Source organism: Pseudomonas sp. CK-NBRI-02 (assembly GCF_008124495.1).
Lineage (GTDB): Bacteria > Pseudomonadota > Gammaproteobacteria > Pseudomonadales > Pseudomonadaceae > Aquipseudomonas > Aquipseudomonas guariconensis.
On record NZ_VSJH01000008.1, the window covers coordinates 41,025 to 61,123 of the forward strand.

The 20,099-nt window shown below is 61.0% G+C and carries 16 protein-coding genes and 1 tRNA gene; 13 read left to right on the plus strand and 4 right to left on the minus strand.

Annotation, left to right across the window (positions count from 1 at the left end; translation table 11 throughout):
• Positions 1-31: 31 nt before the first annotated feature.
• The 3 genes from DQ397_RS08005 to DQ397_RS08015 are packed head-to-tail and all read left to right on the plus strand — an operon-like array spanning position 32 to position 4,052.
• A complete protein-coding gene (locus DQ397_RS08005; RefSeq protein WP_043210382.1) occupies positions 32-1,303 on the plus strand; it encodes a YeaH/YhbH family protein in 1,272 nt (423 codons plus the stop codon).
• Entirely contained in the window at positions 1,300-2,868 is a 1,569-nt protein-coding gene (locus DQ397_RS08010) for a SpoVR family protein (protein WP_043210380.1), read from the plus strand. The genes DQ397_RS08005 and DQ397_RS08010 overlap by 4 nt, the downstream gene beginning before the upstream one ends.
• A gap of 56 nt (positions 2,869-2,924) precedes the next feature.
• Positions 2,925-4,052 carry a multifunctional CCA addition/repair protein gene (locus DQ397_RS08015; protein ID WP_043210378.1) on the plus strand — a complete coding sequence of 376 codons (1,128 nt, stop codon included), beginning with the start codon at positions 2,925-2,927 and terminating at the stop codon, positions 4,050-4,052.
• A gap of 85 nt (positions 4,053-4,137) precedes the next feature.
• Here the strand turns inward: DQ397_RS08015 and folK are convergent, their stop codons facing one another.
• Positions 4,138-4,656 carry a 2-amino-4-hydroxy-6-hydroxymethyldihydropteridine diphosphokinase gene (gene folK, locus DQ397_RS08020; RefSeq protein WP_043210376.1) on the minus strand — a complete coding sequence of 173 codons (519 nt, stop codon included), beginning with the start codon at positions 4,654-4,656 and terminating at the stop codon, positions 4,138-4,140.
• Positions 4,647-5,003 carry a dihydroneopterin aldolase gene (gene folB, locus DQ397_RS08025; RefSeq protein ID WP_043210375.1) on the minus strand — a complete coding sequence of 119 codons (357 nt, stop codon included), beginning with the start codon at positions 5,001-5,003 and terminating at the stop codon, positions 4,647-4,649. Before folB ends, folK begins: the two co-directional genes overlap by 10 nt.
• A gap of 74 nt (positions 5,004-5,077) precedes the next feature.
• On the opposite strand from folB, the gene plsY reads away from it, so the two are divergent.
• Positions 5,078-5,647, plus strand: a complete 570-nt coding sequence (gene plsY, locus DQ397_RS08030) for a glycerol-3-phosphate 1-O-acyltransferase PlsY (protein ID WP_043210374.1) — start codon at positions 5,078-5,080, stop codon at positions 5,645-5,647.
• Between the two features lie 23 nt (positions 5,648-5,670).
• On the opposite strand, the gene tsaD is transcribed toward plsY, so the two are convergent.
• Positions 5,671-6,696: a tRNA (adenosine(37)-N6)-threonylcarbamoyltransferase complex transferase subunit TsaD gene (gene tsaD, locus DQ397_RS08035; protein WP_043210373.1), complete on the minus strand. Its 1,026-nt coding sequence runs from the start codon at positions 6,694-6,696 to the stop codon at positions 5,671-5,673.
• A gap of 206 nt (positions 6,697-6,902) precedes the next feature.
• Here tsaD and rpsU point away from each other — a divergent pair, with 206 nt between their 5' ends.
• The 6 genes from rpsU to DQ397_RS08065 all read left to right on the plus strand — a co-directional run bounded on the left by rpsU (position 6,903) and on the right by DQ397_RS08065 (position 16,148).
• Positions 6,903-7,118 (plus strand): 30S ribosomal protein S21, encoded by a 216-nt coding sequence (rpsU, locus tag DQ397_RS08040; protein WP_003255575.1) that lies wholly within the window; start codon positions 6,903-6,905, stop codon positions 7,116-7,118.
• A 284-nt stretch (positions 7,119-7,402) separates the two neighbouring features.
• Positions 7,403-9,385, plus strand: coding sequence for a DNA primase (gene dnaG, locus DQ397_RS08045; RefSeq protein WP_043210371.1), 1,983 nt, complete (start codon positions 7,403-7,405; stop codon positions 9,383-9,385).
• Between the two features lie 67 nt (positions 9,386-9,452).
• Positions 9,453-11,306, plus strand: a complete 1,854-nt coding sequence (gene rpoD, locus DQ397_RS08050; RefSeq protein WP_043210369.1) for an RNA polymerase sigma factor RpoD — start codon at positions 9,453-9,455, stop codon at positions 11,304-11,306.
• Positions 11,307-11,429: 123 nt separating this feature from the next.
• Entirely contained in the window at positions 11,430-15,173 is a 3,744-nt protein-coding gene (locus DQ397_RS08055; protein ID WP_043210367.1) for a bifunctional diguanylate cyclase/phosphodiesterase, read from the plus strand.
• A gap of 15 nt (positions 15,174-15,188) precedes the next feature.
• Positions 15,189-15,265, plus strand: a tRNA-Ile gene (locus DQ397_RS08060).
• Positions 15,266-15,371: 106 nt separating this feature from the next.
• Complete coding sequence (locus DQ397_RS08065; RefSeq protein ID WP_043210365.1) at positions 15,372-16,148, plus strand: LPS biosynthesis protein; 777 nt, start codon at positions 15,372-15,374, stop codon at positions 16,146-16,148.
• A gap of 10 nt (positions 16,149-16,158) precedes the next feature.
• On the opposite strand, the gene DQ397_RS08070 is transcribed toward DQ397_RS08065, so the two are convergent.
• Positions 16,159-16,707, minus strand: coding sequence for a serine acetyltransferase (locus DQ397_RS08070; protein ID WP_043210363.1), 549 nt, complete (start codon positions 16,705-16,707; stop codon positions 16,159-16,161).
• A gap of 156 nt (positions 16,708-16,863) precedes the next feature.
• On the opposite strand from DQ397_RS08070, the gene DQ397_RS08075 reads away from it, so the two are divergent.
• The 3 genes from DQ397_RS08075 (at position 16,864) to DQ397_RS08085 (ending at position 20,025) form a co-directional block, all read left to right on the plus strand.
• Complete coding sequence (locus tag DQ397_RS08075) at positions 16,864-17,325, plus strand: Lrp/AsnC family transcriptional regulator (RefSeq protein WP_043210362.1); 462 nt, start codon at positions 16,864-16,866, stop codon at positions 17,323-17,325.
• Between the two features lie 208 nt (positions 17,326-17,533).
• Entirely contained in the window at positions 17,534-19,216 is a 1,683-nt protein-coding gene (locus tag DQ397_RS08080; protein WP_043210361.1) for an NAD(P)/FAD-dependent oxidoreductase, read from the plus strand.
• A gap of 14 nt (positions 19,217-19,230) precedes the next feature.
• Positions 19,231-20,025, plus strand: a complete 795-nt coding sequence (locus DQ397_RS08085) for a carbon-nitrogen hydrolase family protein (RefSeq protein WP_043210359.1) — start codon at positions 19,231-19,233, stop codon at positions 20,023-20,025.
• The last annotated feature ends 74 nt before the right edge of the window (positions 20,026-20,099 follow it).

Below are 20,099 nucleotides of genomic sequence, written 5' to 3' on the forward strand. Positions count from 1 at the left end.
CTTGCAGCTGCATCCAGTCACCGGAGGGACCATGAGCTACGTAATCGACCGACGCCTGAACGGCAAGAACAAGAGCACGGTCAACCGCCAACGCTTCTTGCGGCGGTACCGTGAGCACATCAAGAAAGCCGTCGAAGAGGCCGTGAGCCGCCGCTCCATCATGGACATGGAGCATGGCGAGCAGATCAGCATTCCGGGTCGTGATATCGACGAACCCGTGCTGCACCATGGTCGTGGCGGCAAACAGACCATCATCCACCCCGGCAACAAAGAGTTCACCGCAGGCGAGCATATCCCCCGGCCACAGGGTGGCGGAGGGGGTGGCGGCCGCGGCAAGGCCGGCAATTCCGGGGAGGGCATGGATGATTTCGTGTTCCAGATCACCCAGGAAGAATTCCTCGAATTCATGTTCGAGGACCTGGAACTGCCTAACCTGGTCAAGCGTCACCTGACCGGCGCCGACACCTTCAAGACCGTGCGTGCAGGCATCGCCAACGAAGGTAACCCCTCGCGCATCAACATTGTCCGCACCCTGCGCTCGGCCCACGCCAGGCGTATTGCCCTGACCGGCAGCAGCCGTGCCCTGCTACGCGAGGCCCAGGCTGAGCTCGCCCGCCTCAAGGTCGAGGAGCCGGACAATTTCACCGATATCCAGGCCACCGAGGCCGAAATTGAACGCCTCAAGGCACGCATCAACCGCCTGCCCTTCCTCGACACTTTCGACCTCAAGTACAACCTGCTGGTCAAGCAGCCCAACCCCAGCTCCAAAGCGGTGATGTTCTGCCTGATGGACGTGTCCGGCTCCATGACCCAGGCCACCAAGGACATCGCCAAACGGTTTTTCATCCTGCTGTACCTGTTCCTCAAGCGGAACTACGATCGCATCGAGGTGGTATTCATTCGCCACCACACCAGCGCGCGCGAGGTGGACGAAGAAGAGTTCTTCTACTCCCGTGAAACCGGCGGCACCATTGTTTCCAGCGCACTCAAGCTGATGCAGGAAATCATGGCCGAACGCTACCCGGCCAGCGACTGGAACATCTATGCCGCCCAGGCCTCGGACGGCGACAACTGGAACGACGACTCGCCGATCTGCCGCGACATCCTCTCCAAGCAGATCATGCCGCATGTGCAGTACTACACTTACGTCGAGATCACCCCTCGCGAACACCAGGCGCTCTGGTATGAATACGAGCGCATCGGCGAGGCTTTCCCAGATACCTTCGCCCAGCAGCAGTTGGTATCGGCCGGTGATATCTACCCGGTCTTCCGTGAACTCTTCCAGCGCAGGTTAGCCACATGACCGCCAGAGAGCAGAGACGCCAACCCATCTCCACCGGGTCCGAGTGGACGTTCGAGCTTATCCAGGCCTATGACCGCGAAATCAGCCGCCTGGCCGAGCGCTACGCCTTGGACACCTACCCCAACCAGATCGAGGTGATCACTGCCGAGCAGATGATGGACGCCTATGCCTCCGTCGGCATGCCGCTGGGCTATCACCATTGGTCCTACGGCAAGCAGTTCCTCAGTACGGAGAAGTCCTACAGCCGTGGCCAGATGGGCCTGGCCTACGAGATCGTGATCAACTCCGATCCGTGCATCGCCTATCTGATGGAAGAAAACACCATGTGCATGCAGGCGCTGGTAATCGCCCATGCCTGCTATGGCCACAACAGCTTCTTCAAGGGCAACTACCTGTTCCGCACTTGGACCGACGCCAGCTCCATCATCGACTACTTGGTGTTCGCCAAGCAGTACATCGCCCAATGCGAGGAACGCCACGGCATCGATGCCGTCGAAGACCTCATCGATTCCTGTCACGCCCTGATGAACTACGGCGTCGACCGTTACAAGCGCCCCTACCCCATTTCTGCCGAGGAAGAGCGTCGGCGGCAAAAAGAGCGCGAGGAGCACCTGCAACGGCAGATCAACGACCTGTGGCGCACCATCCCGAAGGGTTCGGAAAAAGGCAATGAACGCGATGATGTGCGCTTCCCCGCCGAACCGCAGGAAAACATCCTCTATTTCATCGAAAAACACGCGCCGCTGCTCGAGCCCTGGCAGCGCGAAGTGGTGCGTATCGTGCGTAAGATTGCCCAGTACTTCTACCCGCAGCGACAGACCCAAGTCATGAATGAAGGCTGGGCGACGTTCTGGCATTACACCCTGATGAACGACCTCTACGATGAAGGCCTGGTGACCGAAGGCTTCATGATGGAGTTCCTGCAGTCGCACACAAGCGTGGTGTTCCAGCCGGGCTTCGACAGCCCTTACTACAGCGGTATCAACCCTTATGCCCTGGGTTTTGCGATGTACACGGACATCCGTCGCATGTGCGAACACCCTACGGAAGAAGATCGTCGCTGGTTCCCTGACATCGCCGGCAGCGACTGGCTTTCCACCCTCAAATTCGCCATGAGCAGCTTCAAGGACGAAAGCTTCATCCTGCAATACCTCTCGCCCAAGGTGATCCGAGACCTCAAGCTGTTCAGCATCCTGGATGACGACCAGCGCGACGACCTGTTGGTACCGGCGATCCACGACGAAGCTGGCTACCGGATCATCCGAGAGCAACTGGCCGCCCAGTACAACCTGGGCAATCGCGAACCCAACGTGCAGATCTGGAGCATCGACCGTCGCGGCGACCGCTCCCTGACCCTGCGCCACCAGCAGCACAATCGCAAGCCGCTGGGCGACTCCACCGAGGAAGTGCTCAAGCACCTTCATCGTCTGTGGGGCTTCGATATCCACTTGGAAACCGTGCAAGGCGACCAGGTCATGAAGACCCATCACATGCCTCCCCGCGGCGACCAGAGCGAAGCGGGAGAGTACGGTCGCATGGACCTGGCAGTGGTCCACCACCTCTAGAGCCCCCTTCCGTAGCTGTCGACAGGGTATCCTGTCGGCAGTCACGGAGGTTTTTCATGCAGATCTATAAAGTCGGTGGCGCGGTACGCGACCGCCTGCTCGGGCGCCCGGTCAGCGATATCGACTGGCTGGTAGTCGGCGCTACGGTCGACCAGATGCAGGCCCTGGGCTACCGCCCGGTCGGGGCTGATTTCCCGGTGTTCATTCATCCGCGCACGGGCGAGGAGTACGCCTTGGCGCGTACCGAACGCAAGAGCGGGCGGGGTTATGGTGGGTTTACCTTCCATGCCAGCCCCGATGTAACCCTCGAAGAGGACCTGATCCGCCGGGACCTTACCATCAACGCCATGGCCGAAGACGAACTAGGCAATTTGTACGATCCTTATCATGGCAAGAAGGATTTGGATCAGCGCTTATTGCGTCATGTTTCTCCGGCTTTCGCCGAAGATCCGCTGCGCGTACTGCGGGTGGCCCGCTTCGCCGCCCGCTATGCGCCGCTGGGGTTTCGGGTCGCCGACGAAACGCTCGAGCTGATGCGCCAGATCAGCGCATCCGGCGAATTGCAGGCGCTTACCGCCGAGCGCAGCTGGAAGGAGATAGAGCGCGCGCTGATGGAGGATCAACCCCAGGTATTCATCCAGGTGCTGCGCGACTGCGGCGCCCTGAAGGTCCTGATGCCAGAGGTGGACGCACTGCTGGACAAGCAGCAAAGCCATACCCTGCAAGCACTGGAACAGGCCGCCGGCGAGCAGTTACCGCTCAACGTACGCTGGGCCTGCCTGCTGCATGAACTTACCGACCTGAACCAGGCCAAGGCACTCAACCAGCGGTTCAAGGCGCCCCGGGAGTCCCAGGAACTGGCCTTGCTGGTCGTGGAATGCCAAACGCTGTGCCATGGTGCTCTGGAACTGAGCGCTGCTGAGCTTATCGAGTTACTGCAGAAGTTCGATGTGTACCGTCGTCCCCAGCGTTTGGAGGACTTCATCGCCGCCTGCCAGGCACAAGCGCGAAGCCGAGGCGAGAACCAGGCCTATCCACAAGCCGACTACCTACGCGGCGCAGCAGCAGTGGCCAAGGCGGTCGATGTGAAGGGGTTGGTGGAAAAAGGCCTGACCGGACAGGCTCTGGGCGAGGCGCTGAAGGAGGCCCGGCTGACGGCGCTCGAGGCCTACAGGCAACGCTGAATGGCTGGCCATGGGAGCGGGCGCAACGATGAGCGCTGGGTTAATACCGCATTCACCGGGTGCCCTCGCTCCCACGCAGATGGCTTCAGATCGGCTGCAGTGGCGTCAGCTGCAACCCGCGCCACTCGAACGGCACCGGCGCCAGCACCTGTTCGATCCGCGCCTCCTGCCACAGCTGAGCCATGCTTTTGCCTTCACCGGGATGCACCAGTTGCGGCGCGATCAGCGACAGCGGCCACAACACGAACGCGTTCTTCAGAATCTCGGCCCGTGGTAGCACCAAGCCATTGAACGTCCCCAACAAGTCGTCATACATCAGCACATCGATGTCCAGCGGCAGGCCTTTGCGCTCAGGCGCATAGCGACCATTGTCCGCCTCGATGAACTTGAGCCGACGGTCCAGCTCCAGCAGCGGCAAGTCGGTCTTGCCGGTCACCACCAGGTTGTAGAAAGGCCCACTCTTGATGCCCACCGCCTGGCTCTCGAACACTGGAGAGCAGTGCATGCCCTGCAGAAAGCTCGCCAGCGCATCGAGCCCGGCGCACAGGTGCGCCTCCCGGTCGATATTGCTGCCCAGGCCCAGGTAAACCGTGCTCAAAGACATCCGCGCTCAATCTCCACGCCAACACCACCGCGGGCAGCCGGCACGGCGCCGGGCTTGGTCAGCTTCAGGCGTACCCAAGGGATGTTGAACTCTTCCATCAGCGCCGCAACCAAGCGTTCGGCGAAGGTCTCCACCAGCTCATAGCGCGACTGCTCGGCGAACGCCTGAATACGCGCGCTCACACTGGCGTAGTCCAGGGCAAGGCTCAGGTCGTCGCCTGCTGCCGCCGGGCGGTTGTCCCAGGCGAAACTCAGGTCCAGGCGCAGGCACTGGCGAATATCCCGCTCCCAGTCATAGGCACCGATGACGGTCTCGACTTCCAGGCCTTCGATGAACACTCTGTCCAAGCACTTCTCTCCACAGCACGACAAGGGCGACTGGCGCCGTTAGAATCAAGGCGTCCTCGCCCGGAATAGTTAGCATGTTTTGGTTATTGGCGCTGCTTGCCTACCTGCTCGGCTCTCTGTCCTTCGCCATCGTCCTCAGCCGCCTCAGCGGCAGCCCGGACCCGCGTTCGAGCGGCTCAGGCAACGCCGGCGCGACCAACATGCTACGCCTGGCGGGCCGCAAGCTGGCGATCCTGACCCTGCTCGGCGACCTGTGCAAGGGGCTGTTGCCCGTGCTGCTCGCCCAACTGGCCGGCCTCGGCCTTCAGGAGCAAGCCTGGATCGGCCTATGCGCGGTCATCGGTCATCTGTTCCCGCTTTACTTCTGCTTCAAGGGCGGCAAGGGCGTGGCCACCGCAGCCGGCATGCTCATGGGCCTGTACTTTCCGGCCGCCTTGCTGGCCATCGCCGCCTGGCTGCTGACCTTCTACCTGACCCGCACCAGTTCCCTCGCCGCATTGATTGCCACACCGCTGACACTGCCATTGCTGGCCTGGCGCGAACCTGAGGCACTGCTGCCAATCACCGTGCTTACAGTACTCATCGTCTGGCGCCACCGCAGCAATCTACGCGACCTGTTTGCCGGGCGCGAACGACATTTCTAACGCCTGCCCGGCAACACCCCGCCTCATAAGGCCGACAACTGCTCCATCGGCCAGCGCGCCTGCACGCTGATCGCCAGGTCCTGGCGTTGCCCGGCCAGCAGCCGCTGGCAACCGGCATAGGCGATCATCGCGCCGTTGTCGGTGCAGAACTGGGGACGTGCGTAGTAAACGTTGCCATGAAGACTGGCGAGCATGGTTTCCAGCGAGGCGCGCAAGGCCTTGTTGGCGCTCACACCACCGGCGATGACCAGGCGCTTGAGGCCAGTCTGCTTGAGCGCGCGCTTGCACTTGATGGTCAACGTCTCGACCACCGCCTGCTGGAACGCCAGCGAAAGGTCGCAGCGGGTCTGATCGCTATCATCGCCGGCATCCCGGCATTGCTGCCAAGTATTCAGGGCGAAGGTCTTCAGACCACTGAAGCTGAACTCCAGGCCTGGGCGGTCGGTCATCGGCCGTGGGAACACGAAGCGGCCCGGCACGCCTTTTTCGGCCAGACGGGCGATTTCCGGGCCTCCGGGGTAATTCAGGCCGATCAGCTTGGCCGTCTTGTCGAACGCCTCGCCTGCCGCATCGTCCAGACTTTCGCCTAGCAGCTCGTACTGACCGATGCCATCGACCCGCACCAGCTGGGTATGGCCGCCGGAGACCAACAAAGCGACGAACGGGAACTCTGGTGGGGTCTCTTCCAGCATGGGCGCCAACAGGTGACCTTCCATATGGTGTACGCCGATCGCCGGGATGTCCCAGGCGAACGCCAGCGCCTGGGCGCAGGAAGCGCCGACCAGCAGCGCGCCGACCAGCCCGGGGCCAGCGGTGTAGGCGATCGCATCGATCTCGGTGGCGACACAGCCGGCCTCGGCCAGTACCTGGCGGATCAAGGGCAGCATGCGCTTGACGTGATCACGCGAGGCCAGCTCCGGCACCACGCCGCCATAGACGCGGTGCAGGTCGATTTGACTGAACAGCGCATCGGCCAGCAGGCCACGTTCGCTGTCGTATAATGCGACGCCGGTTTCGTCGCAGGATGTTTCCAATCCCAGTACTAGCATGGGTCCGTGCCTTGTCGAGGCTGAATTCGAAGGCGCGCATGATAGTCCTCGTACCCCATGCCGACCAGCGGTTTTCGATCAGAGGCTTTGCATTCCGGCCAGCTAAGGGTTAACATCCGCAACCCTTGAAAACCGACGTTCTCCAGCACACCTTTTTGTTTTGCCAGGAGCACGTCTACCCCGGTAATGAATGAAGGTAGCCCTGGATGCCAGCCGTCAAAGTTAAAGAGAACGAACCCTTCGACGTAGCTCTGCGTCGTTTCAAGCGCTCCTGCGAAAAAGCCGGTGTACTGGCTGAAGTTCGTAGCCGCGAGTTTTATGAGAAGCCGACTGCCGAGCGCAAGCGCAAAGCTGCTGCCGCTGTAAAGCGTCACGCCAAGAAGGTTCAGCGCGAACAGCGCCGCGCCGTTCGTCTGTACTAATACAGACGTTCTACGCAAAGCTTCTGCCCCGCCCGGCCCTGTGCCGGGTTGATGGCAGCGGTTGTTTCAAACCTCAGACTCACGTCCGAGGCGCCCCTCGCAACAACTCGGGGCAACCTGCCTGAACACGTCAGAGCTGGTCCTCGACCAGTCGTGCACGTCCTGACTGACGAGCCCTCCGTGGCTGACGAGCACATTTTTTCTCATACTTCCCGCACCGCACTACTCGCCCCTAACCCGCGCGTAGCGATTAGACTTGCCAGCTGCCAGATGACGAGACTGCCATGGCCGGGCTGATTCCCCAAAGCTTCATTGATGACCTGCTCAACCGCACCGATATCGTCGATGTGGTGAGTTCGCGTATCCAACTGAAGAAAACCGGCAAGAATCTCTCCGCCTGCTGCCCGTTCCACAAAGAAAAAACCCCCTCTTTCACCGTCAGCCCAGACAAACAGTTCTATTACTGCTTCGGCTGCGGCGCTGGCGGCAACGCGCTCGGCTTCGTCATGGACCACGACAACCTGGACTTCCCCCAGGCCGTGGAAGAACTGGCACGCGCCGCTGGCATGGAAGTGCCGCGAGAAGAAGGCCGCCGAGGTCAGAAGCCCCGTCAGCCCACCGATTCACCCCTCTACCCGTTGCTCGAGGCCGCTGCCGAGTTCTATCGCCAGGCCCTGCGCGCTCACCCGACCCGCAAGGCAGCGGTGGACTACCTCAAGGGCCGCGGGCTGTCCGGCGAGATCGCCCGCGACTTCGGCCTCGGCTTCGCGCCGCCGGGCTGGGACAACCTGCTCAAACACCTGGGCGCCGATAGCCTGCAACAGAAAGTGATGATCGACGCAGGCCTGCTGATCGAGAACGCCGAGAGCGGCAAGCGCTACGACCGCTTCCGCGACCGGGTGATGTTCCCGATCCGTGACAGCCGGGGGCGGGTCATCGCCTTTGGCGGCCGGGTCCTGGGCGATGACAAGCCCAAGTACCTGAACTCCCCGGAAACCCCGGTCTTTCACAAAGGCCAGGAACTCTACGGCCTGTTCGAAGCGCGAAAGCACAACCGCAACCTCGATGAGATCATCGTGGTCGAGGGCTATATGGACGTCATCGCCCTGGCCCAGCAAGGCCTGCGCAACGCGGTGGCAACCCTCGGCACCGCAACCAGCGAGGAACATCTCAAGCGCCTGTTTCGCGTGGTGCCGAGTGTCCTGTTCTGCTTCGACGGTGACCAGGCTGGTCGCAAGGCTGCCTGGCGCGCCTTGGAGTCCACCCTGGCCAGCCTGCAGGATGGGCGCCGGGCGCGCTTTCTGTTCCTGCCCGAGGGCGAAGACCCGGATAGCCTGGTCCGCGCCGAAGGCACCGACGCTTTCATGGCCCGCATCAACCAGCACGCCCAACCGCTGGCGGACTACTTCTTCGAGCAACTGAGCAACGAGGCGGACCCTCGGTCGCTGGAAGGCAAGGCGCACATGGCTACATTGGCCGCACCGCTGATCGAAAAGATTCCGGGCGCCAATTTGCGTCAGCTCATGCGCAATCGCTTGAAGGAAATTACCGGCCTCGATCCTCAGCAGGTCGAGCAGTTGGCACAGCACGCGCCGGCACCCAACGTGCCCGACTACGACCCAGGCTATGACTACGACGCCATGGCCAGCTACGCCCCTGACTACAGCGACGCGCATCAGCCCGACTACGCGCCCGCCCAGCAGGAGCAGCGTCTATGGATCCCGAACAAGGGCGCGAAGAAACCGTGGGATGGCAAGCCCTGGGACAAAAAAGGCGGCAAACCCTGGCAACGCGATGGCCAGCGCGGCGAAGCACCACCGCGTGTCCCCGCCCCGGTCGAGCCGCCGACCCTGTCGGCCCTGCGCACCCTGCTGCATTACCCGTTGTTGGCCGGAAAGGTGGAAGATGCCAGCCATTTTGCCGACGAAGAGCATATCTACAGCCAGCTGTTGGTCGCACTGATCGAGGCCGCGCAGAAGAATCCTAAGCTAAGCTCAATGCAGTTGATCGCACGTTGGCACGGCACCGAACAAGGCCGCCTGCTGCGGGCTCTGGCGGAAAAGGAATGGCTGATCGATGCCGATAACCTTGAACAACAGTTTTTCGACACTATAACTAGCTTGTCCGCCCGCCAACGCGAGCGCAGCCTGGAACATCTGCTCAGGAAAGCACGTCAAAGCGAGTTGAGCACCGAGGAAAAATCGCAGCTCCTCGCACTGCTGAGCCGGAATGTTCCCGCACAAACCCCGACCTCATCTGGCGCGTGAGGTCCATGCTCGGGTATAATCCTCGGCTTGTTTTTTGCCCGCCAAGACCTTCAGTGGATAGGGTGTTATGTCCGGAAAAGCGCAACAGCAATCTCGTATCAAAGAGTTGATCACCCGCGGTCGTGAGCAGGGCTACCTGACTTACGCGGAGGTCAACGACCACCTGCCTGAGGATATTTCAGATCCGGAACAGGTGGAAGACATCATCCGCATGATCAACGACATGGGGATCAACGTATTCGAGAGTGCTCCGGATGCGGATGCCCTGCTGTTGGCGGAAGCCGACACCGACGAAGCCGCAGCCGAAGAAGCCGCCGCAGCGTTGGCGGCAGTCGAAACCGATATCGGCCGCACGACCGACCCGGTGCGCATGTACATGCGCGAAATGGGTACCGTCGAACTGCTGACCCGCGAAGGCGAGATCGAAATCGCCAAGCGTATCGAGGAAGGCATTCGCGAAGTCATGGGCGCCATCGCCCATTTCCCGGGGACTGTCGACTACATCCTCAGCGAATACGATCGTGTCACCACCGAAGGTGGCCGTCTGTCCGATGTCCTCAGCGGTTACATCGACCCTGACGACAACATTGCCGCGCCGACCGAAGAAGTCCCGATCCCGGGCGCCAAGGCCGCAGCTGCCAAGGAAGAAGAGGACGAAGACGAAGAGAGCGAAGAAAGCAGCGACGACAGCGAGGACGAGGGCGAAAGCGGCCCGGATCCGGAAGTCGCCCGCCAGCGTTTCGGCGCCGTCGCCGACCAGCTCCAGATCACCGGCAAGATCCTGAAGAAACACGGGCGCAGCGGCAAGGAGAGCATCGAAGCCCTCCAGGCCCTGGCAGACCTGTTCATGCCGATCAAGTTGGTACCCAAGCAGTTCGACGTCCTGGTCGAGCGCGTGCGCAGTGCACTGGATCGCCTGCGCGCCCAGGAACGCGCCATCATGCAGTTGTGCGTACGTGATGCACGCATGCCTCGTGCCGACTTCCTGCGCCTGTTCCCAAGCAACGAGACCGACCAGACCTGGAGCGGTGACCTGTCCAAGCGCAACACCAAGTGGGCTGCCGCCCTGGGTGAGAAAGACGCTGCGATCGTCGCCTGCCAGCAGAAGCTGATCGACCTTGAGAACGAAACCGGCTTGACCGTCGCCGAGATCAAGGAAATCAACCGTCGCATGTCGATCGGCGAGGCCAAGGCCCGTCGCGCCAAGAAAGAGATGGTCGAGGCGAACCTGCGTCTGGTGATCTCCATCGCCAAGAAGTACACCAACCGTGGCCTGCAGTTCCTGGACCTGATCCAGGAAGGCAACATCGGTCTGATGAAGGCGGTGGACAAGTTCGAATACCGTCGCGGCTACAAGTTCTCGACCTATGCCACCTGGTGGATCCGCCAGGCGATCACCCGCTCGATCGCCGACCAGGCACGCACCATCCGTATTCCGGTGCACATGATCGAGACGATCAACAAGCTCAACCGTATTTCCCGCCAGATGCTGCAGGAAATGGGTCGCGAACCGACGCCGGAAGAGCTGGGCGAGCGCATGGAAATGCCTGAGGACAAGATCCGCAAGGTGTTGAAGATCGCCAAGGAACCGATCTCCATGGAAACGCCGATCGGTGACGACGAAGATTCGCATCTGGGCGATTTCATCGAGGACTCGACCATGCAGTCCCCGATCGACGTGGCCACGGTCGAAAGCCTCAAGGAAGCCACGCGTGACGTGCTCTCCGGTCTGACCGCACGCGAAGCCAAAGTGCTGCGCATGCGTTTCGGTATCGACATGAACACGGATCACACCCTCGAAGAGGTAGGCAAGCAGTTCGACGTGACCCGCGAGCGGATCCGTCAGATCGAAGCCAAGGCGCTGCGCAAGCTGCGCCATCCGACGCGAAGCGAGCACCTGCGCTCCTTCCTCGACGAGTGATGACAAACCCCGGCCTAGGCCGGGGTTTTTCTTTTCAGGCACGCGACAAACCCCACTGATCGCCTCTCCCCTCGGCCATTGCCCGTCTACACTCGATTCAGACCACCTGAGTGAGAGGCCGCTATGTCCTTTGTGCCGGCCCTTCTGTTGCTGATCCTGCTTGCGTGGAACGCAACGGCCGGCGCCCTGACCCTGACTGATGAAGAAAAAGCCTGGCTCAGCGCTCACCCACACGTGCGCCTGGGCGTCGATGCCTCCTGGCCGCCTTTCGAGTTTCGCGACCAGGAAGGCCGTTACCAGGGATTGGCCGCCGATTACGTTGCCTTGATCCAGGAGCGTCTGGGCATATCGCTCAAACCGATCGAGCCCAGCAATTGGACCGAGGTATTGCAGCAGGCTAGGGAAAAACGCATCGACCTGCTCCCCGGCATCATGTCGACGCCCGAACGCCAGCAATACCTCGCCTTCACCCGCCCCTACCTGGACTTCCCCATCGTCATCCTGGCACACAAGGGCGGCCCACAGCCCCGCACCCTCGAAGACCTGTATGGGCTGAAGGTGGCCGTGGTTGAAAACTACGCCCCCCATGAGCTGCTGCGCACTCACCACCCGGACCTGAACCTGGTGGCACTGCCCAACGTCAGCTCCTCCCTTCAGGCCCTGGCGACAGATGAAGTGGACGCAGTGGTCGGGGACCTCGCCTCGAGCATCTGGGCCCTGCGTCAGCTCAAGCTCGACGGCCTGTACGTTAGCGGTGAGACGCCCTATCGCTATCAACTGGCCATGGCGGCCCAGAAGGACAACAAGATACTGGTCGGCCTTCTCGATAAGGTCATGGCCGACATGACCACGGCAGAAATTAGCCACATCCAGCAACGCTGGGTCGGGAACGTCGTCGACCAGCGGTCGTTCTGGAGTGACATGCTGATCTACGGCCTGCCTGCGGTCTTGCTGCTGCTTGCCGGTCTGGCGGTGGTCATTCGCATCAACCGGCGCCTGAGTTCAGAAATTTCGCGGCGTATCGCCCTCGAACAGGAACTGCGCAGCAGCGAGTACCACTACCGCAGCCTGGTCGAAAGCCTGTCCGCCATCGCCTGGGAAGCCGATGCCAACGACTTCACATACAGCTATGTCTCCCCCCATGCCGAAGACCTGCTCGGCTACCCCTTGAGTGATTGGCTGCGCCCCGGTTTCTGGCGCAGCATCCTGCATCCTGAGGACGCGCTCTGGGCCCAGGCCTATTGCGACAGCGAAACCGCCGCGGGGCGCGATCACAGCCTCGACTATCGAGTGATCCGCGCGGACGGCCACGCCCTCTGGGTACGCAATATCGTCAGCATGATCGAACACGGCCACCGCCCGTTGCTGCGGGGCTTGATGATCGACATCAGCGAAACCAAACGTACGGAAGATGCCCTGCGCCTGTCGGAACAAAAGTTCGCCTCGGTGTTCCAGCAATGCCCGGACATCCTGGTGATTGCTCGCCATAGCGACGGTTGCCTATTGGAAGTCAACGAAGCCTTCGAGGAACAGATCGGCCTGAGCCCAGGCCAGGTGATCGGGCGCACCGCCACCGAACTAGACCTGTGGGCCTTGGCCGGCGCCGGCCCCGCTCTGCTCGAGCGCCTGCAACAAGGCGGTATCCGCAACTTGGAAATGAGCTTTCGCCGCAGCAACGGCCAGGTGTTCACCGGCCTGACCTCGGCCGAGACGTTCGACCTCGACGGCACCCGGGCCATGGTCGTGGCGGTGCGCGACATCAGCCAACTGAAGGAAACCCAGCGACAACTGCAGACCTCCGAAGAAAAGTTCGCCAAGGCCTTCCATGCCTCCCCCGACGGCCTGTTGCTGTCGCGCCAGAGCGACGGCTTGTTGCTCGAAGTGAACGAAGGGTTCTGCCGCCTCACCGGCTATGACATCAATCCAGCCATGGACCAGACCTCCCTGGACCTGGGTATCTGGGTCGATCTCAACGAGCGCAAGCGCCTGATCGAGCAATTGCAGCGCGACGGTTTCGTGCGTGACTTCAGTTGTCATATCCGGCGCAGCGATGGGCAGATCCGCCTGTGTGAACTCTCCGCCAGGCCGCTGCCGATCGAAAGCACCGACTGCATGCTGACCATCGCCCGGGACATCACCGAGCGCCATCTGATGCAGGAAAAACTGCAACTGGCCGCCACTGTGTTCGAGAACACCGCCGAAGGGGTACTGATCACCGATCCCGACCAGCGCATCAGTGCCGTCAATCGCGCCTTCAGCGAGATCACCGGCTACAGCGAGATCGAAGCCCTTGGACAAACCCCACGCCTGCTCGCGTCCGGGCAGCACGACAGCGCGTTCTACGCGGCCATGTGGCATCAACTGACTGCCGAAGGCCATTGGCAAGGCGAGATCTACAACAAGCGCAAGAACGGCGAGCTCTACCCCGGCTGGCTGACCATCAGCGCCGTGCGCAACCGCGATCATGAGATCACCCACTTCGTGGCTGTGTTCGCCGATATCTCCAGCCTCAAGCTCGCCCAAGCCAAGCTCGATTACCAGGCCCACCACGACCCGCTGACGGGCCTACCCAACCGTGCGCTGTTCGAAAAGCGCCTGCAGGCCGCCCTTACTTGCCCGCAAGAGGCCAACCGACAGGGTGCGGTGCTGTTTCTGGATCTGGACCGCTTCAAGCACATCAACGACAGCCTCGGCCATCCGGTCGGCGACCTACTGCTCAAAGGCATCGCCCAACGCCTGAGAGAGCAGGTACGCGACTTGGACACCGTGGCGCGGCTAGGTGGCGATGAGTTCATCATCCTCCTGCCCGGCCTGCATCGCCCAAGCGATGCCAGCGCCATCGCCAACAAGCTGCTGACCTGCTTCCATGCCCCGTTCGAGGCCGGTGAACATGAGTTCTTCACCAGCGCCAGCATCGGCATCAGCCTTTATCCACAGGATGGCACCGACGTCGCCAACCTGATTCGCAACGCCGACGCGGCCATGTACCGCTCCAAGGCCAAGGGCCGCAACCGGGTCGAGGCCTATACCCGCGACCTGACCGCCCAGGCCAGCGAGCGCATCGCTCTGGAACACGAACTGCGTCGGGCCATCGAGCGCAACGAAATGAGCTTGTGCTTTCAGCCCAAGTTCAGCCTCAAGACCCAAAACCTGGTTGGCGCAGAGGCCTTGATCCGCTGGCGTCACCCCACCCTAGGCGACGTCCCGCCAGAGCAGTTCATCCACCTGGCCGAAGAGAACGGCACCATTTTGCAGTTGGGCGACTGGGTGCTGGAACAAGCCTGCCGGCAGATGTACAAATGGAAGAGCACCTACGAGCCGTTTGGCCCTTTGTCGATCAACCTCGCCGGCGCCCAGCTGCGCCAGCCCAACCTCGCCAGACGCATAGAACACCTGCTCAAGACTTACCAGCTCAAGGCCGGGGACCTGCAGCTGGAGATCACCGAGAACTTCATCATGAGCCAGGCCGAGGAAGCCTTGGCCATCCTTCATCAGCTCAAGGCGCTCGGCGTGCAACTGGCCATCGATGATTTCGGCACCGGCTATTCGTCCCTGAGCTACCTCAAACGTCTACCCCTGGACATTCTCAAGATCGATCAGTCATTCATTCGCGGCCTGCCCAGCGATCCCCATGACGTCGCCATCACCCGCGCAATCATCGCCCTGGGACGCAGCATGCAGTTGACCATCATTGCCGAAGGTGTCGAGAACCAGGCGCAGCAAAACTTTCTCGCCTGCGAAGGCTGCGAACAGATTCAGGGCTACATCGTCAGCCTGCCCCTGCCTGCGGAGGAATTCGCTGCCACCTTCCTTCGCATAGCACTATCAGATCTTTCAGATGGCACCCACCTCAAACCCTCGTTATAATCCCCGCCACCTCTGGGGCCTATAGCTCAGTTGGTTAGAGCAGAGGACTCATAATCCTTTGGTCCACGGTTCGAGTCCGTGTGGGCCCACCAGATACGACAAAGCCGCGCATTGCGCGGCTTTTTGCTATCTGGGTGATTGGCTGGTGCTCCCAAGATTATGTAACATCGAATGCGCCTACCAGACGGAACTCTATGCATGCTTGCAGTCACGCCCAGCCCTACGTCTTCCCTTCGGGAATTCGGGGCCTGCCGAAATATCGCAGAAGGGGCGGTCATTATCTTGGCATCCGGGGCGTCGGCGAAAAATTTCCCGATCACCGAATTTGCCCATATACCAGTCATTGCGATGAATGGCTCGATCACGCTATTGAGCGAGGCCGGTATACGCCCATTCTTCTACGTATGCTCTGATAAGGGATTCGCGCGCCAACAACCGGAGCTGTTCGCTTTGGCGATGGAGAAGAGCCAACGGGTAGCGATTTGGCAGGATCAATACGAACGCCTTCAACGGCAGCCGAAGGGTGAAGTGTATTTTCTGAAAAAAGCCAGGAATCTCACTTTTCTTCAACGCATGATCGACAATGATCCGGTGCTGATCCGCAACCGCAATAGTCTGAATAAGCGAGTGCGCTCCCTCGGCTTCAGCAAAAATCTCGAACACGGCTATTTCGACGCCCGGACGGTTGCGTACCTTGCGCTGCAGATTGCTTACCACTTGGGGTTCTCGCGTGTGTTTCTCTTAGGCGTCGACTTGCATCAGGCTGTCGCCCGCTTCTATGAAAATGACGACTCGCGTAAATCACCGTGTGGGTTGGATCAACATTTCGAAGGCCGGATTCTGCCCTCCTTCGAGCTCGCCGCACGGCAAGTCGTCAGCGAGCAGTTCCAGGTCTATAACCTTTCGGCCAACTCCAGAATTCCCCATGAAGTCATTCCGAAGATCAGCATCGAGGCGTTCAGATCGATGATCTGACGCCTGAAGCTCATTTCTCGACCAGAACGCCACTGCGCTGCGTGTAATAAATGCTATTGGCAGGCACACTTTTATTGACCAACGACATCGCGCCAATGGTCACGTTGTCGCCGATGGAAAGCGTATCGCCAATGATGCAACTATTGGCACCAATGCTCACATTGTCACCAATTTCCAGTTGGTAACGTTCGAGGCCAAGGGTCTTTATCCCAATGGTGCTGTTCTGGCGAATGAACAAATTCCGACCAATCCGGGCGTAGCCGCTGATGACGATACCCGGCAAATGGGCAATTCGCAGCCCTGGTCCAATGCTAGCGTCCAGACTTATGTCGACAGCGTACTTGAGATTCAAACGCTGATTGAGCCGGCGAGCATAAGCTGCGCGTAGCCCTTTCTTTCGATGAAGGTATTGGGCGAAACGAAACCACAACAAATAGCGCAGCTTATTGTTTCGGCGTGCACGCCTGAGAATATTGAAAAACAAACTGACACGGCGCCCTGGTTTTTTCTTGTTTGACACTTCTGCACGCCAGCACTCGAGCAACTCTTCAAAACTCACTTTCCGCCCCGCTTGACCATTTCCAAGATTACCCCTCTTCCCAACTGCTGGTCAGCATAGCGGCTGCGCTCTTATGATAAAAGGCGGCCCAGGCAGGCACTTTTCCTCCTGCACAGCACTCCCACCCCGCTGAACCGCCTATCAAAGAGATTCGCCATGCCCGACGCTCGCTCCATCACCCTCGACGAAATCGACCGCCAGTTGATCTCCCTGCTGCAGATCAACGCCCGGGAAAGCGTCGCCACCCTCGCTCGGCAGTTGGGTATTGCCCGTACTACCGTCAATTCCCGCCTGGAGCGGCTGGAGAAGGGCAAGATCATCACAGGCTACGGTGTGCGTCTGGGCCAGCGGATGCGTGGAGGGGGGTTGCAGGCCTATGTGGGCATCAAGGCGCAGCCGCGTTCGGGAAAGGACATCGTGCGCCGCCTCAGCGCCATGGGCCAGGTTCAGCAGCTGTGCGCGGTCAGTGGCGAATTCGACTACGTGGCCTGGCTGAGCAGCGACTCGCCGGAACAATTGGACCAGCTGCTCGATCAGATCGGCAGTCTCGAAGGGGTCGAGAAAACCACGACTTCCATCATTCTCAGCAGCAAGGTCGACCGGGGCCAACCGGGCTGATCATTCAGCCTCGTAACCAAGGCGAGCTTGCCCCTGGCGATCAGCGCTCGTCATTCTGCATGCAAAAGCCGTCATTAAGACGACAAATTTCACATAACGACGCCACTCTGCACCTTAATTACGAACGTCCCGCTTCATAAAATGGCCTCCAGACATTTTCTATACTCAGGCTCCGCCTTCTGCGTAGCCTCCCTGGCAAGGTCATCACATGAACAAGAAAAACCGCCACCCCGTCGACGGCAAGAAACCTGTCACCATCTTCGGCCCGGACTTTCCCTTCGGCTTTGACGATTGGCTGGAGCACCCGGCTGGCTTGGGCAGCATCCCGGCCGAGCGTCATGGCGAGGAAGTGGCGATCGTCGGGGGCGGCATCGCAGGTCTGGTGGCGGCGTACGAGCTGATGAAGCTGGGCCTCAAGCCGGTGGTGTACGAAGCCTCGAAACTGGGTGGGCGTCTGCGCTCGCAGGCCTTCAACGGTACTGATGGCATCGTCGCCGAACTGGGCGGCATGCGCTTCCCGGTCTCGTCCACGGCGTTCTATCATTATGTCGACAAACTGGGCCTGGAAACCAAACCTTTCCCCAACCCGCTGACCCCAGCCTCCGGCAGCACGGTCATCGACCTGGAAGGCCAGACCTATTACGCCGAGAAGATTTCCGACCTGCCGGCATTGTTCCAGGAAGTGGCCGATGCCTGGGCCGATGCCCTGGAAAGCGGCGCCCAGTTCAGCGAGATCCAGCAAGCCATCCGTGACCGCGATGTACCGCGCCTGAAAGAGCTGTGGAACACCCTGGTTCCGCTGTGGGACGATCGCACCTTCTATGATTTCGTCGCCACCTCGCGCTCCTTCGCCAAGCTCAGCTTCCAGCACCGCGAAGTCTTCGGTCAGGTCGGTTTCGGCACGGGCGGCTGGGACTCGGACTTCCCCAACTCGATGCTGGAAATCTTCCGCGTGGTGATGACCAACTGCGACGACCATCAGCATCTGGTGGTCGGCGGCGTCGAGCAAGTACCTCAGGGCATCTGGCGTCACGTACCCGAGCGTTGCGCCCACTGGCCAGCCGGCACCAGCCTGAGCTCGCTGCATGGCGGCGCGCCACGCGGCGGCGTCAAGCGCATCCACCGAGCAGCCGATGGCAGCCTGGCGGTCACCGATACCTGGGGCGATACCCGCAATTACGCCGCAGTGCTCGCGACCTGCCAGACCTGGCTGCTGACCACCCAGATCGACTGCGAGGAGTCGCTGTTCTCGCAAAAGATGTGGATGGCCCTGGACCGCACCCGCTACATGCAGTCGTCGAAAACCTTCGTCATGGTCGACCGGCCGTTCTGGAAGGACAAGGACCCGGAAACCGGGCGCGACCTGATGAGCATGACGCTCACCGACCGCCTGACCCGTGGGACCTACCTGTTCGATAACGGCGACGACAAGCCGGGGGTCATCTGCCTGTCCTACGCGTGGATGAGCGATGCCCTGAAGATGCTGCCGCACCCGACTGAAAAACGTGTGCAGCTGGCCCTCGATGCTCTGAAGAAGATCTACCCGAAAACCGATATTGCGGGGCACATCATCGGCGATCCGATCACCATCTCCTGGGAGGCCGACCCGTACTTCCTCGGCGCCTTCAAAGGCGCGCTGCCAGGGCACTACCGCTACAACCAGCGCATGTACGCGCACTTCATGCAGCAGGACATGCCTGCCGAGCAGCGCGGCATCTTCATTGCTGGCGACGATGTGTCGTGGACCCCAGCCTGGGTGGAAGGCGCGGTGCAGACATCGCTGAATGCGGTGTGGGGTATCATGAACCACTTCGGCGGCAAGACCCATCCTGAAAACCCGGGCCCAGGCGATGTCTTCCATGACCTCGGCCCGATCGCCCTGCCGGACTGACACGAGGACGCACCATGCGCATCGCCCTGTACCAAGGCGCGCCAAGGCCACTGGACGTACCCGGCAACCTCGAGCGCCTGCAACAGCAGGCGCAACTGGCCGCCGCTGGCGGCGCGCAGTTGCTGGTATGCCCGGAGATGTTCCTGACCGGCTACAACATCGGCCTGGGCGCCGTACAGCGCCTGGCTGAGCCCAACGATGGCCCGTCGGCCATGAGCGTGGTCGATATCGCCCAGGCCCATCGCATCGCCATCGCCTATGGCTATCCGGAGCGAGGCGAGGATGGCGCGCTGTACAACAGCGTGCAGTTGATCGACAGCCACGGTCGCAGCCTGTGCAACTACCGCAAGACGCACCTGTTCGGCGAACTGGACCGTTCGATGTTCAGCCCAGGCCCTGATCACTTTCCGGTGGTCGAGCTGGAGGGCTGGAGGCTGGGTATGTTGATCTGCTACGACATCGAGTTCCCGGAAAACGCCCGGCGCCTGGCGCTGGGCGGCGCCGAACTGATCGTGGTGCCGACGGCCAACATGCAGCCGTACGACTTCACTTGCCAGGTCACCGTGCGCTCGCGGGCACAGGAAAACCAGTGCTTCCTCGTCTATGCCAATTATTGCGGGGCCGAGGGTGAGATTCACTACTGCGGCCAAAGCAGCATCATCGGGCCGGACGGCAGCGTTCTGGCGATGGCCGGCCAGGAGGAATGCCAGTTGGTGGCGGACCTTGACCACGAATGCGTGGAGCAAGGGCGCAAGGCATTTCCTTATTTGACCGACCTGCGCTGCGAGCTGCATCTTCGTAACACCTGAAACCTGCGAGGGGCCGGATGCGGCCTGGCACTAAGCAGGCCCACGCCTGCAGCTCAGGGCCGGCCAATGCGTTA